Genomic DNA, 14,575 nt, shown 5'->3' on the forward strand with positions numbered 1-14,575 from the left:
TTAAACTTTAAGTTTCCTTTTTTAATAAAACGCGGCAAATGATTCTCTGTATTACTCATTCCAACGATTTTTATAATATCGATCTCTTTTTCGACTATCTGAGATCCAAAAATATCCCTTATTTCAGGCTTAATTCTGATCATCTTAATGATTTTCAGAAAATCAGCATTAATGAAGATTCATTTGAACTGACTGATGAGTTTGGAAATGTCTTAAATTCTAAAGATATACAAGCTGTATGGCACAGAAAATCCTGGCGAATTACTGTTCCTGATGATCTTGATGAAGATTACGAGAAAATTTTCCTGAAGGAATACGGAAGTCTTCGCTACAATCTTTTCACGATTTTGGAAGATCTCCCGTGGATTAATCCATATGGATCTGAAAATAAGATTGATGGAAACAAAATGTATCAGCTTAAAATTGCTAAAAAGTTTAATCTAACCATCCCAAAAACGCTTTTTTCAAACGATGAAGAAAAGATTTTAACCTTTTTTCATGAAAACTGTGATGGGAAAGCTGTGGCAAAACTTCACGGTGTCATTACAAAATCGATGAATGGGGAAAATTTTCTTTCAACAACCATTATTGATGAAAATAATTTAGAACACATTGCTGACATTGCTTATTGTCCAATGATTTTCCAACCTTATATTGAAAAAGAATACGAACTGAGAATTGTATATGTTGACGGCGAATTTTTCACGGGTAAGATAAACAACAGTGAAAATGCCGATTGGAGAATTGTTCAGGGAAATTTTCTTTGGTCAGAATATGATCTTCCGGAAGAAATTAAAGTAAATTTAACTTCTATGATGAAGGAAATGAAACTGTATCTCGGAGCAATCGATATGATCAAAGGAAAAAATGGAAAATATTATTTTCTTGAAGTAAATCCGCAGGGAGAGTGGGGAATGCTGCAAAAAGAACTCAATTTTCCCATTGCAGAAAGAATAGCCGATAACCTTATAAAAAGAATAAATAACCAATGAATAAAATTTTAATAATTACGCATACTGGAGATAATTTTTCAATCGAAAAAGTAACAGAATATATTGAAAAAAATAACTGTGAAGTGATTCGTTTCGATGTCGATTTATATCCTTTACAAAATAAATTATCCACTATTTTCCAAGATGGAGAATGGGTGAGTTATCTTGAAACTGCTGATGCGAAAATCCGTGTGGATGATGTTGCAGCGGTTTGGTACAGAAGAGCTTACAATATCGGAAACGGTTTGAAAGAAGAAATGGATTCTAAATTCTATGGAGCGGCAATGGGAGAGATCCGCAACACGCTTTTCGGTTTTCTTGAATCTTTTGATTGTTATTCTTTGGGGAAACCAAGTGTTTACAGAAGGTTAGACAGCAAGGAAGAACAGCTTAAAATAGCAGATAAAATTGGGTTAAAAATTCCTGCAACTTGCTTAACTAATAATCCAGAAGAAGCAAAACAGTTTATCATAAAACACAAGAATGTCGTTGCAAAAATGCAGACCGGATTCGCCATTTATGAAGATGGAGTTGAAAGTGTTGTGTTCACCAACGTTGTTAAAGAAGATAAATTTGAAGAATTAGAGTCACTTTTATACTGCCCGATGCAGTTTCAGAAAATGATTCAAAAGAAAAGAGAACTTCGTGTAACCGTTGTTGGTCAGGACGTTTATGCTTTTGAAATCGATTCTCAACAATTTGAAGATGCCAAAGTTGATTGGAGAAAAGATGGCGTTAATTTAATTGATAAATGGCTTCCAACCGAACTTCCGAAAGATGTTGAAGAAAAGGTTTTAGAGCTTTTAGATGTTTACAAAGTTGATTATGGAGCATTAGACATCATCGTTTCCCCTGAAGATGACTATTATTTCATCGAGATCAATGCAGCGGGAGAGTTTTTCTGGTTGGATAATCTAACAGAAGGAAATCTTATCTCAAAAAGCATCGCAGATGTGTTGTGCGACAAAGCTCCGAGAAGAAATAATATGGTTTTAGCTTAGATTTTTAAACACAAAAATCACAAATTAATTCCACGAATTACACAAGAATTTATATCAATAGGAACGGGCTTTAGCCCGTTTTCTTATTTTAATCCCAATAAAGCCTTTAGCCAAAATATAAAACTTAACGCTTGCTGAAAATCTTAGATTTTCTTGCACCTTAGAAATAGCATGAAGAATAAAAACCTTGCGCCTTTGCGATTTCTCCAACAAAATATTTTCCATTAAAATTTAAACAAATTCATTAATTAAATAGTAAACTAGGCCGAAATTGTCCTTTAAAAATCGCAAATTTGCAGATACAATTTTTAGGTAATTATTTAACAAAATGAAGAATTGCTGAATAAAAAATATTGTCATAATTTAGTCAACAATCAAGTAGAAATATAATTGATGGTTTTTGTAACGGGTGCCACCGGAATTTTAGGCAGAGTAATTGTTTTAGAGCTTCTTAAAAAGGGCAAAAACGTTCGTGCTGCGAAAAGACCTACAAGCAATATAAAGGAAGTAAAACATTCGTATACATTTTATACGGAAAGTGCCGACGATTTTTTTAATAAAATTGAATGGATCGATGTAGATTTTAATGATATTAATTCTCTGCAAGATGCTTTGAAAGGAGTAGATGAGGTCTATCACTGCGCTGCAAAAGTAAGTTTTAATCCTAAAGATGAGAAAGAAATGTACCATATTAACATTAAAGGTACAGAAAACCTCTTATTCGCCTGTCAAGGTTCCGATGTTAAGAAATTTTTACATGTAAGTTCTATTGCGGTTTTAGACGGTTTTAATGAAAAAGGAGAATTGGATGAAGAGTCTGATTTTAATCCGAAAATAGAACATTCTGCGTATGCAATTTCCAAACATTTATCTGAAATGGAGGTTTGGAGAGCTTCTGCGGAAGGTTTAAATACAATTATCATCAATCCCGGAATCATCATCGGAAGCGGAAATTGGAGCCAAAGCAGCGGCGAACTTTTTTCAACTTTTGAAAAGAATAGTTTTAACTTTTCAGGAGGAACGTCTTATGTAGATGTTTTTGATGTAGCAAAAATTTCAATCGAATTAATGGAAAAGAATATTTTCGGAGAACGTTTTATTCTTATTTCTGAAAATAAAAAATATGCAGATTTGGGGAATTATGTCAGAAATAAATTAGGTTTGAAAGACGCTAAAATTCTTTCCAATACTCAACTGAATTTGGCAAGATGGCTGAATATTTTTTTCGGATGGCTAATTCCACAATTAAAAATGGCAACCCGATCTAATATTGAAGCGGTAACTTCACTGAATACCATTTCCAATCAAAAAATTAAAGAAAAGCTGAATTATCAGTTCGTTCCCGTACAGGAAAGTGTTGATTTTCATCTTAATAATTATAGTAACGACAAAAAGCTGAATAAATAAATGAATCTTGCAGAGGCAATTATCAATAAAAATGTAGCAAAGCATCCCATAAAATCAGCCATTGGTTTTAAGAAAAAAGAGGGCTGGAAGGAATTGAGCTGGAAGAAATTTGGTGAAATGATTTTCAAAACAGCCAATGCTCTGAAAAATGCAGGAATTCAGGAAAATGATAAGGTCGCGATCTATTCAGACAATTCTTCTGAGTGGATGATTTTTGATTTGGCTGCCATTTCTATCGGAGCGATTACGGTTCCTATTTATTCAACAAATAACGCTGAACAGGCAGAATATATCATCAATGATTCTCAGGCTAAAATTATTTTGGTTGGAGATCAGGCGCAATATGATGCTTGTCTGGAGGTTTTACATAAAGAAGAAAATACTCTTCAAACCATCATTGTTTCTAAAAAAGCAGTGTGGATCAAAAAAGAATTCAGCAGTTTTTATCTGGAAGACTTTATTGCAAAAGCTTCTTCAAAATTAGAATTTTGCAAAAAAGAATACGAAGATGTAGCAACATTGATTTATACTTCAGGAACTACCGGAACACCAAAAGGCGTAATGTTGACGCACGGAAATTTCATCAAAGCTTTCGATGCTCATTTTGAATTTTTTAAGTTTAAAAATTTCGAAGAAGAGCTTTCATTGGCATTTTTACCATTAAGTCACGTTTTCGAAAGATGCTGGAGCTTACTTTGTTTGTACGGAGGGGCGAGAGTGTATTTTCTGGAAGATCCAAAGAATATTGCAAAAGCATTGGAAGAGGTAAAACCTACGATGATGTGCGCCGTTCCGAGATTTTTCCAGAAAGTGTATGCCGGAGTATTAGAAAAGGCCAATGAAGGCTCACCATTAAAAAAGAAAATCTTCAATTGGGCTCTCGAAACAGGAAAGCAAACAGGAGAATTAAGACAGCATGGAAATCCGGTTTCTTTTGGTTTAAAGCTAAAAGAATCAGTTGCAGAGATGCTTGTTTTCAATAAAATCAAAGAAAAAATGGGTGGCCGACTGTGGTTCCTGCCTTGTGGCGGAGCTTCTTTGTCTCCCGAAGTAACTAGATTCTTCGAATCGGTTGGAATTCACGTTACGGTAGGTTATGGTTTAACAGAAACTACGGCAACTTTGACACTTTTCCCTTTAACGAATTTTGAACACGCAACAAGCGGAAAACCTTTGCCGGGAGTTGAAATCAGAATCGGAGAAAACGATGAAATTCAGGCTAAAGGAAACGGTATCATGAAAGGGTACTACAACAAGCCTGAAGAAACGCAAAAAGTTTTCACGGAAGATGGTTGGTTTAAAACTGGTGATGCAGGAAAGATTGATGATGCAGGAAATCTGATCATTACAGATAGAATCAAAGATCTGATGAAAACTTCCAACGGAAAATACATCGCTCCACAGCAGATCGAAAACCTTTTGACCAACAATAATTATATAAGTCAGATTGTTTTGATCGCAGAGGGAAGACAGTTTGTTTCGGCTCTGATTGTTCCTAATTTTGAGTTTTTAGGAGATTATATTAAGAAAAATAATATTCCGTTTACCAATTGGGAAGAATTGGTGAAAAAAGAGGAAATTATTCATTTATACAAAGACAAAATCAATGAACTGCAACGTGATTTGTCTGATTACGAAAAAGTGAAGAAATTCACCTTGATGCCTGCAGAATTCGATATCAACACAGGCGAGATCACGCCGACTTTGAAGGTAAAGAGAAACGTAGTTCTTAAAAAATATGCAGATATTATTGAGAAAATGTATTAAATAAAACGATGAAAGGTCACAGCATATAGTGAAATTTGTGAAAAGCATTTGTGCTATTTGTGGTTTAAAAAACAAGTTTTATCATTTTAAATTAGATTATGACAACACAAGAATTTTTAGGAAAAGAAGACTTTACGATAAGCTCACAAACAGTTTCAGAAAGCTGTCCGTCGAATATTGCCTTAATTAAATATTGGGGGAAATATGATAATCAGATTCCTGCAAATCCGAGTATCAGTTATACTTTAAATCATTGTAAAACCAATACGACAGTAGAATTTTTAGCTGGAGAACCATTTTCTGTACAAACTTTTTTAGCAGGAAATGAAGAAATAAAATTTGCTGAAAAGATCGAAAAATATTTTAAAAATATCGACCAATATTTGCCTTGGATTTTAGAAGGAAAATACATCATCAGAACAGAAAATACGTTTCCACACAGTTCAGGAATAGCAAGTTCAGCTTCAGGATTTGGAGCGATTGCAAAATGTCTGATGAAATTGGATGAAGTTTTTTCTGAAAAAACATCTGATGAAGAATCACTAAAAAAAGCGTCATTTCTGGCTAGATTAGGAAGCGGAAGTGCTTGCAGAAGTCTTTACAATGGACTGGTTGTTTGGGGACAATCTCAGGTTAAAGGCAGTTCAGATTTATATGCCGTACAATATCCGGATGATGAAATTCATGAGATCTTCAAGGATTTTAATGATTGGGTTTTGTTGATTCATGAAGGTCAAAAAACAGTTTCTTCAACGGTTGGACACGGTTTGATGAATACAAATCCATATGCAGAAAGAAGATTTCAGGAAGCGAGAGAAAATTTCATTCCGATGATTGAAATTCTTAAAAGTGGTGACTTACAAAGTTTTATCAAATTAGTTGAACATGAAGCTCTTACGCTTCATGCAATGATGATGATGAGCGATCCTGCTTTTATTTTGATGAAAGTTGGAACACTGGAAGTGATCAACAAGATCTGGGATTTTAGAAGAGAAACAAATTTACCTTTATTCTTTACATTGGATGCAGGTGCAAACGTTCATCTTTTATTCCCGAATGACGGTTCTGAAGAAAAAATTAAATCATTTATCGAAGCTGAATTATTACAACACACCCAAAACAATGGAGTAGTGAAGGATATTATGAAGTTTTAATTACAATAAAAAAATATACTTAAGTATCAATAGGAACGGGATTTAGCCCGTTTTTGTTGTGTAGAAATACGATTGACTTTAGTCAAAACATATTAAAATTAATCCTCAGTCACAACCGCATCACGCTCTCCATCCTCTTCTTTTCCTTTCTGAATCATTTCCTCAGCTTGAATTTTTTCTTCTGTAGTTGCTTGTTCTATTCTTTCTTCCTGCTGATCATTGTGGTGATCTATAAAAAACTCACAATAAACGGGGAGATGATCAGAACCGAAATTCTCTAAAGTTGTAAGTTTTTCAATAAAGATATCTTCACTATGGAACATCAGATCAATCGGAAATCTCAACATTCGATATTTTGCATGAAACGTTGAAACAAAAGCACGACCGATTCTAGGATCAATCAAATGACTCGTTTTTCTGAATAATATAGACGATTTTGACCACGCAACATTATTAAAATCTCCCACAACAATTACGGGCTTATCAATTTTTGTTACGCGTTTTGCGGTACTCAATAAATCACCATCCCTTTCTTTTGAAGTTTCCTCTTCAGTAGGACTTGGCGGTGGTGGATGAACCCCGAAAAAGACAAATGAAAATCCATCTTCAGTCATTAAATGAACTTCAATACTCGGAATATCATCAGCAACAAAATAATGTGTTTTAGCTTCCTTTATTTCTATTTTTGAATAAAAATGCATACCGTAAGTATTTTCCAGCGTTACTTTATGATGATAGGGATAGTCTTTTTCCAAAGACTGCATCGCTTTTTCCCAATCTTTGTTGCTTTCCATTGTCAGAAAAACTTCGGGTTTATGTTTTTCTATTAATTTGATAAATCTGCTGTATTCTGTGTTGAATTGATACACATTCGCTGAAATAAAATGTATCTTTTGAGATGATTTCTCCTGTCTTGAATGTTTTTTCACAGGATAAGCAGGAGTATATTTTACCAAGATAACGCCATGATGAACAAGCATCAATCCTAAAAAACCTTGAAAATACCAGAAATATTCTGAATGAGAATCAGCCAAAAAGCCTAAAATAAATGTAATAATAATGAAATAAGTGATTTGGATCTTTCCAAATTCAGGAACTCTAAATATCCAATGTGAATTTTGAATTTTAGGCAAAAGCGTTAAAATTAATAACAGTACAACTAAGATCAGATAAACATTCCACATATTTCTTGAATAAAGGGTTAAAAGTATGATTTTAGTTTTTAAATTGATGTACGGTTTATATTTTATTTTCCTATTTTTATTCTGTATGATTTAACCGAAAAATAATATGAATAAAATAGTAGCTCTCACTTTATTATTAAGTACTTTTTGTTTTGGACAGCAGTCTCAAAATCAGGATGTTGAAAAGCCTATCCGAAATTTATTTCTTGCCATGAAAAATGCAGATCCTGAGTTGTTGAAATCTGTATTTTCGGAAAGCGCTATTCTTCAAACAATTACTAAAGACGGAACGGTGAAAACAGATAATATTCCAGATTTTATTTCTTCAATTTCTAAAGTTTCAAAAGATGATCTTGATGAAAGAATAACCATTGAAGCGATTCATGTTGACGGAAATTTAGCGAGTGTTTTTACGCCGTATCAATTCTATTATAAAGGAAAATTCTTACATTGTGGAGCGAACAGTTTTCAATTGGTAAAACAGAATAATGTCTGGAAAATTCAATATTTAATTGATACCAGAAGAAAAGAAAACTGTGAGAATTTAAAATAAATTTAAAAATGAAAATACATCATATCGCCATCATTTGTTCAGATTATGAAGTTTCCAAAAAATTCTACACAGAAGTAATAGGATTAAATATCATTCGTGAAGTTTATCGTGAAGAAAGGCAATCATATAAACTCGATTTAGCCATCGGAGAACATTACGTAATCGAATTATTTTCATTTCCAAATCCACCCGAAAGACCGTCCCGACCGGAATCATGTGGTTTAAGGCATTTGGCTTTTTCGGTTGAAAATGTAAACGAAAAACGTCAGGAATTAATTCAAAAAGGATTAAACTGTGAAGAAATAAGAATCGATGAATTCACCGGAAAAGAATTTTTCTTTACCCAAGATCCGGACAAATTGCCCTTAGAGTTTTATGAAATGTAAGTTTAAGAGATTAAATTAATGAGCATAACCTGTAAAGAAACTGATCGCCATAATGGCTAAAACAATCGAAGAAATGACTACATATACGTAGTCTTTTTCTTTAAGATAACCTATCAAGGCAAAAACGATTCTCATCAAAGGAGTGATGATCAGAATAAGAATTCCCAATTGAATAATGGCCATTCCTTCTCCTGCACACAGGGAATGCCAGAATTGTCCCCAAACCTTTTCGGAAGAAGAACCTACATCCAAACTCGTGTATTTTTTAGGCATTTCAAAGCCTTCAAGAAAAAGTTTGATAAAACCAATCATTGAAGTCAATACAGATAAAATAACGCCCAGTCTCAGAAGATTTCCAACGGAACGGTTCAGATCTACATCAGTGAAATTCTTTCTCATTATCTGAAACTTTTATTGATACCGTTATACATCATATAAATCGACAAAATCGTGATCACAATTGCGAAGAATGTTTTCAGTTTTTTTGTCTTAGAAACCATTAATGTTTTTGATCCGATGAAACTTCCGACTACAACGCCAACCAATACCGGAGCGGCAATTACAGGAATAATTTCACCTCTCTGGAAATAAATCATCGCACTTGCAACAGCAGTTACACCAATCATAAAGTTACTTGTCGTGGTAGAAACTTTGAAAGGTAGTTTCATCATATTATCCATTGCCAAAACCTTCAATGCCCCAGAACCGATTCCTAACAATCCGGACATCGCCCCAGCAAACATCATCATCAAAAATCCGGGAACTGTATTTCTTGCAGAATAGCTTTTCAAAACGCCTTTGTCAGGAAATGTTCCGAATAACTTCAGTTTTTCTTCCAAACTTCCTTTTATTACAGGTTCCTGATGGTCGGGCTTTCCTTTAAGATTTAAAATAACCGTCAGAATAAGAATACTTGCGAAAATAATTCCCAATGTATTCGGATTTAGCATCCCCGAAACTAAGGCTCCAATGATGGCGCCGGCTGTTGTTCCGATCTCCAAAAACATTCCGATCCTCATATTGGTGAAGCCTTCTTTAACGAAAGCAACGGCCGCACCGGAAGAAGTTCCGATCACAGATATTAATGAAGCACCGATTGCGTAATGCATAGGAACGCCGAAACCCAGCGTTAATAAAGGGATGATGATAACTCCTCCTCCTAAACCAGTAAGCGAACCTAAAAGCCCTGCCGAAATGGCTCCAAGAAAGAGAATAATGATTTCTGACATGCTACAAATATAAAACTATTGGCGTTGTCTGACAAACTTTTAAAAAAGATTATTTTAACGTAATTTTGCAGAAACGTAGAGAGAAATGAATTTATTTTATGTCATTTTGGGAGCAACTCCTAAAGGTAGAAATATTGAGCAGCATGATGTTTTTTTCGGAATTGCGGAAAGCCTGAAAGATTTAGTTCCGGATATGAAGGATTTTTGGAAGGAAGCAGACGGTAAAATTCACCTAGATTGTCATCAGAAAGTACAGTTTGCAGATGGCTATGAGGTGAAAATTGTTGAAAAAAATGATGAAACTTCAGAAGATCAATTGTATTTCCTGAATTTAGGCGGATATAAAAGAGGTCATTTTGAGGAATTTCACGAACAGCATTTGATGGTCGGAAAATCGATGGGAGAGATCATTAAAAGAGCGAAAAATACAGAGTTTTATAAAACAATGGGTTTTGAAGGCGCTGTAAGCCATGTCGACGATAAGCATGGAGTAGACATTGATGATATTTTTAATGTAAATGACATTCTGCCCGAAAAAATGAAAGAAAAATATTCGATTGTTTTAATTAAATCCGATGCCGAAAATCAGGAAAATGAAATTGGATTGGGATATCTGAAAATCGATAAAGTTTAAAATAAAATTAGCTTTAAATTAAATCTAATAGAAAAAAATAAAAAGAAAGAATGAAAATAGGAATTTTAGGAGGAGGACAATTAGGAAGAATGTTGATTCAGGAAGCATTGAAATATGATGATCAGTTTTATACGCTTGATCCCGCTTCTGATGCACCTTGTCACAACATCTCATACTTTACGCAAGGAAATTTCAATGATTATGAAACGGTTTTGAATTTCGGTAAAGATAAAGAGGTTGTAACAATTGAAATCGAACATGTAAATGCTGAAGCTTTGGCTGAACTTGAAAAGCAAGGCGTAAAAGTAGTTCCGAATTCTAATATTATTAAAACTATTCAACAAAAAATCCTTCAAAAGGAATTTTATAAAACGCATAACATTCCAAGTCCTGAATTTCAGGTAGTTTGGAACAGGGATGAAGAAATTACAATGCCGTTACCTTTTGTTCAAAAAATGAATACGGGTGGATACGACGGAAAAGGAGTTCAGGTAATTAAAAATGAAATTGATCTTCAAAACCTTTGGCAGGAAGCTTCTGTGATTGAAAGCTTAGTTGATATTGATAAAGAACTTTCTGTAATTGTTGCAAGAAATGAAAACGGAGAAACAAAGACTTTTCCCGTAACGGAAATGGTTGCAGATCCGAAACTTAATTTATTGGATTTCAATATCTGTCCGGTTTTCTTAAGTGAAGATATTCAGAAACAGATTGATTCCATTACAGAGAAATTTTTAGAAGTTGTAAATTCTCCCGGACTTTTTGCGATCGAATTATTTTTAGATCAGGAAGGAAAAATCTGGGTAAACGAAACGGCTCCAAGATTGCATAATTCAGGACATCAAAGTCAGGAGGGAAATGCTAATTCACAGTTCGAACAAATGTACCGCGTGGTGAAAAACTTACCTTTAGCAGATACTGATTCTCTAACTTTCAGTGGAATGTTAAACTTAGTCGGCGCAGAAGGATTTGAAGGAAAAGTAATTTATGAAGGAATGGACGATGTACTGAAAATGCCAAAAACCTACGTTCATCTTTATGGAAAAACTGAAACCAAACCCGGAAGAAAAATGGGTCACATCAATGTATTGGCAGACTCAAAAGAAGAGCTGATGGAGAAATTGGTGAAGGTGAAAGAAATGGTAAGAGTAATTGCTTAACTTGCTTAATAATAAACGAAAAGACTGCTGAAAAGCAGTCTTTTTTTATTCATGAATTTTCGGATAATCGATCGTCCATTTTTTTTCCTGAGAATTCCACATCAGATAAGGTCCATCAAATTCATCCATATAAATCAATTCGTACGTACCTTGATTATCTGTTGCATAATTGGGTTTTGTACTTTGATTTTCTTTTTTGAAACCTAATTTTTCAAGTGTTTTTAAATCTTGATTTTCAGGAAGTTTTTTATTGATTGTTTTATAAGCTTCAATATTTTCGATTAATTGATTTCCAAATTGTACATCAGATTTTCGGGTAATTTCAATAGGTAAATTCCAATAAACGGTGAATGCAATTACAAATAGAAGAAGTATTGAAACTATAATTATTATGGTCTTTTTCATTTAATTGAGTTTAAAATAAATTCAAGTTTTTCATAATCGTTATTTGTTCCAAAGTTTTCTTTATTAGCATGAGTTCCAATAATTCTGTATTGGTGACAGCTAAAACATATTTTTGCAATTCCAATTACTTTTTCTTGTTTTTTGAATATCAATATATCCCTGAAAACAGGTATACAAGCCGCCGCATAGCCGTCACTTGCTGTTTTTTCAACAAATATTTTGTTGATTTGAGGGAATTTAGATTTGTCTATTTTCTTTTTTACATAACCTATCATTTCCATATAATTTAAAAAATCAAGATCTGTGATAGTTTCAGGAGTTTCATCAATAGTGACTGTATATTTGTATTTATCTACTTTTGATTTATCCTGATTTTCATATAACTCTTTAATTTTCCCTTCTCCTAAATTAATCGAGTAATAATCAATTTGATCGTAATCAAAGAAAGTTTTACCATATTTTACTTCTTTTGGAATGACTTCTTTTGAGTTTGCCCCTGAGATATTTTCTTTTTTACAGCCACAGAATAGGAAAAATAATACAATGAAAATTATAAACTTTAAATTCATAAAATAGTTTTTACTTAAAAATCTTTTGAATAACATTCCCGATCTCCACAAAATCTCCATGATTTCCTACAGATCGTATTTCGGGATTATTTTTATCAAATTCCGAAAACGGGAAAATAAGAAGATAATTGTTATTATTTAAATATTTATTCAATAATTCCGGGATAATTCTCATTTGTGGAATGTAAGACTGCATTCCTCTTTTCGCCATTAAAACGATTAACGCTTCATCTTCTTTTAATTGTGCAGCGGTTTTTTCTCCGTCTCGCCAATTGTTCATGATGATAAATTCAGCTTCAATATTGGCTTTTTTAATGATCTTTTGTAAAATCTCCAAAATATTTTCAGGAGTATAAAAAACTACCGTAGCACCGGAGTTTCTGGCAATATTCCAAACTCTGAGAAGGGCATGGAAAAATCCGGCTTCTTTATGAGCATTTTGAGGAATCATCACTGCATATTTTTTGATAGTTGAAAGAGGTTGTGCCGCATGATATACTAACACATTCACATCATCATTTTGTAGATAACCGTTGTAAAGATTATAGACAAAAGAAGGGGAGAAGCCTTTTTCATCTTCCAATCCGATGATCAAATCTGTGATATTTTGTTCTTTGATGACGTTGTGTACACCGTTGATGACGTCATTGTCATATCTTTTCAAAGCCTGCAATTTCACATCTGCGGCAGCGGCTGCATCGGTTGCCTGATGCAATAATTTCTCTGCATTTTTTACGGAAGACTCATTTTTATCTTCATTAATAACATTCAATGCAAATAGATCTTCGGTATTGGAATGAGCCTTTATTAAAATCCCGAGATTGACCATTCTTTCCACAGTTTTTTCATGATTAATGGCCAACAGAATATTTTCTTCTTCATGGTTCGTTCCCGAAACGGTATCTTCATTGTCGCTTTCTGCAATTTTTTGGGCACTCGCCATCGATATAAATGATGAAATTGTACACGAAACAAGAATCAATAAAATACTTCCGTTCAAAACATGTTCATTTAATAATCTTATCGGTTCTCCGGTTTCGGTTTCGGAAATAATGATGTTATAACCAACCATTACAGAAGCTAATGTTGCAGCAGCAGAAGCAGAACTCAATCCGAAAATAAGTTTTCCTTCATCTTTTGAAAGTCGAAATGTTTTCTGAGTTGCCACAGCCGCAATATATTTTCCTCCGATGGAAGCAATAAGCATAATTCCGGCTACTTCAAGGGTTTCTAAACTTTCAAAGAAAACTTTAAAATCGATCAACATTCCTACGCTGATCAAAAAGAAAGGAATAAAAATGGCGTTCCCGACAAACTCAACCCTGTTCATCAACGAAGAAGTGTGCGGGATAAGTCTGTTTAAAGCCAAACCTGCAAAAAATGCCCCAATAATGGCTTCTACACCTGCCAATTCTGCCAACATTGCTGCCAGATAAATCATCACTAATACAAAAATATATTGTGAAATCTTATCATCCACTTTTTTGAAGAACCAGCGCCCAATCATCGGGAATATCAACAAAACAATAAGAGCGAAAACGATAAACGAAACCGATAATTTTACCCAAAATGCAGTCCCGACATCTCCCTGCGACATTCCTACCACGACAGCAAGAACCAAAAGGGCAAGAACATCTGTGATCATTGTTCCGCCAACGGTAATATTCACGGCCAGATTTTTTGCAATTCCCAACTTGCTAACCAAAGGATAGGCTATCAAAGTATGTGATGAAAATAAACTGGCAAAAAGTACGGACGTTAAAATATTAAAATGTAAAAGATAATATCCGCCCAGAAAACCTAAAATAAAAGGAACAACAAAGGTGTAAATTCCGAAAGTGAGACTTTTCCATTTGTTTTTCTTAAAATCTCCCATGTCAATTTCAAGTCCGGCAAGGAACATAATGTACAGCAAACCGGTAGTCCCGGTCACGACAATACTGCTGTCTCTTGATAGAACATTAAAGCCGTTTGGTCCGATCACAGCTCCTGCGATGATAAGTCCTAATAAATGTGGGACTTTTATTTTATTCAACAAAAGCGGCGCGGCGAGAATAATGATAAGAACCAACAGGAACTTTAATACCGGATCTTCTATGGGAAGGCTCAGATTATGTATGCTTAGTAAGATCAT

The 14,575-nt window shown here is 34.0% G+C and carries 15 protein-coding genes; 9 read left to right on the forward strand and 6 right to left on the reverse strand.

The window, feature by feature from the left end; all coding sequences use genetic code 11:
• Positions 1–38 precede the first annotated feature (38 nt).
• The 5 genes from SB689_RS12825 to SB689_RS12845 all read left to right on the forward strand — a co-directional run bounded on the left by SB689_RS12825 (position 39) and on the right by SB689_RS12845 (position 6,321).
• Entirely contained in the window at positions 39–992 is a 954-nt protein-coding gene (locus SB689_RS12825) for an MvdC/MvdD family ATP grasp protein (RefSeq protein ID WP_410692523.1), read from the forward strand.
• Complete coding sequence (locus SB689_RS12830; RefSeq protein ID WP_410692524.1) at positions 989–1,993, forward strand: MvdD family ATP-grasp ribosomal peptide maturase; 1,005 nt, start codon at positions 989–991, stop codon at positions 1,991–1,993. Before SB689_RS12825 ends, SB689_RS12830 begins: the two co-directional genes overlap by 4 nt.
• Before the next feature lie 393 nt (positions 1,994–2,386).
• The gene (locus tag SB689_RS12835) at positions 2,387–3,400 is read left to right on the forward strand and encodes an NAD-dependent epimerase/dehydratase family protein (RefSeq protein WP_410692525.1); all 1,014 of its coding nucleotides are present in this window, start codon (positions 2,387–2,389) and stop codon (positions 3,398–3,400) included.
• Positions 3,401–5,167, forward strand: a complete 1,767-nt coding sequence (locus SB689_RS12840; RefSeq protein ID WP_410692526.1) for an AMP-dependent synthetase/ligase — start codon at positions 3,401–3,403, stop codon at positions 5,165–5,167. It begins immediately after the preceding gene.
• 98 nt (positions 5,168–5,265) lie between these two features.
• Entirely contained in the window at positions 5,266–6,321 is a 1,056-nt protein-coding gene (locus SB689_RS12845; protein ID WP_410692527.1) for a diphosphomevalonate/mevalonate 3,5-bisphosphate decarboxylase family protein, read from the forward strand.
• Positions 6,322–6,419: 98 nt separating this feature from the next.
• On the opposite strand, the gene SB689_RS12850 is transcribed toward SB689_RS12845, so the two are convergent.
• Positions 6,420–7,454, reverse strand: coding sequence for an endonuclease/exonuclease/phosphatase family protein (locus SB689_RS12850; RefSeq protein WP_410692528.1), 1,035 nt, complete (start codon positions 7,452–7,454; stop codon positions 6,420–6,422).
• 157 nt (positions 7,455–7,611) lie between these two features.
• Here SB689_RS12850 and SB689_RS12855 point away from each other — a divergent pair, with 157 nt between their 5' ends.
• Together SB689_RS12855 and SB689_RS12860 are read left to right on the forward strand one after the other, a co-directional pair.
• On the forward strand, positions 7,612–8,058 hold the full coding sequence (locus SB689_RS12855; RefSeq protein WP_410692529.1) for a nuclear transport factor 2 family protein: 447 nt from the start codon (positions 7,612–7,614) through the stop codon (positions 8,056–8,058).
• An 8-nt stretch (positions 8,059–8,066) separates the two neighbouring features.
• On the forward strand, positions 8,067–8,444 hold the full coding sequence (locus tag SB689_RS12860) for a VOC family protein (protein ID WP_410692530.1): 378 nt from the start codon (positions 8,067–8,069) through the stop codon (positions 8,442–8,444).
• Between the two features lie 15 nt (positions 8,445–8,459).
• Here the strand turns inward: SB689_RS12860 and SB689_RS12865 are convergent, their stop codons facing one another.
• Both SB689_RS12865 and SB689_RS12870 read right to left on the reverse strand, forming a co-directional pair.
• Positions 8,460–8,843, reverse strand: a complete 384-nt coding sequence (locus SB689_RS12865) for a DUF1634 domain-containing protein (RefSeq protein WP_410692531.1) — start codon at positions 8,841–8,843, stop codon at positions 8,460–8,462.
• Positions 8,843–9,673, reverse strand: a complete 831-nt coding sequence (locus tag SB689_RS12870) for a sulfite exporter TauE/SafE family protein (protein WP_410692532.1) — start codon at positions 9,671–9,673, stop codon at positions 8,843–8,845. Before SB689_RS12870 ends, SB689_RS12865 begins: the two co-directional genes overlap by 1 nt.
• An 85-nt stretch (positions 9,674–9,758) precedes the next feature.
• Between SB689_RS12870 and SB689_RS12875 the strand changes: the two genes are divergently transcribed.
• Together SB689_RS12875 and SB689_RS12880 are read left to right on the forward strand one after the other, a co-directional pair.
• Positions 9,759–10,307: a DUF1543 domain-containing protein gene (locus tag SB689_RS12875; RefSeq protein ID WP_410692533.1), complete on the forward strand. Its 549-nt coding sequence runs from the start codon at positions 9,759–9,761 to the stop codon at positions 10,305–10,307.
• A gap of 50 nt (positions 10,308–10,357) precedes the next feature.
• Entirely contained in the window at positions 10,358–11,467 is a 1,110-nt protein-coding gene (locus tag SB689_RS12880) for a 5-(carboxyamino)imidazole ribonucleotide synthase (RefSeq protein WP_410692534.1), read from the forward strand.
• 45 nt (positions 11,468–11,512) lie between these two features.
• On the opposite strand, the gene SB689_RS12885 is transcribed toward SB689_RS12880, so the two are convergent.
• From SB689_RS12885 to SB689_RS12895, 3 genes are read right to left on the reverse strand one after another with little or no spacing between them, the layout of a single operon-like run.
• On the reverse strand, positions 11,513–11,872 hold the full coding sequence (locus tag SB689_RS12885) for a hypothetical protein (RefSeq protein ID WP_410692535.1): 360 nt from the start codon (positions 11,870–11,872) through the stop codon (positions 11,513–11,515).
• A complete protein-coding gene (locus SB689_RS12890) occupies positions 11,869–12,441 on the reverse strand; it encodes a hypothetical protein (RefSeq protein WP_410692536.1) in 573 nt (190 codons plus the stop codon). Before SB689_RS12890 ends, SB689_RS12885 begins: the two co-directional genes overlap by 4 nt.
• A 10-nt stretch (positions 12,442–12,451) precedes the next feature.
• Positions 12,452–14,575, reverse strand: a complete 2,124-nt coding sequence (locus SB689_RS12895) for a cation:proton antiporter (protein ID WP_410692537.1) — start codon at positions 14,573–14,575, stop codon at positions 12,452–12,454.

This window comes from Chryseobacterium sp. SIMBA_038, from assembly GCF_046535115.1.
GTDB lineage: Bacteria > Bacteroidota > Bacteroidia > Flavobacteriales > Weeksellaceae > Chryseobacterium.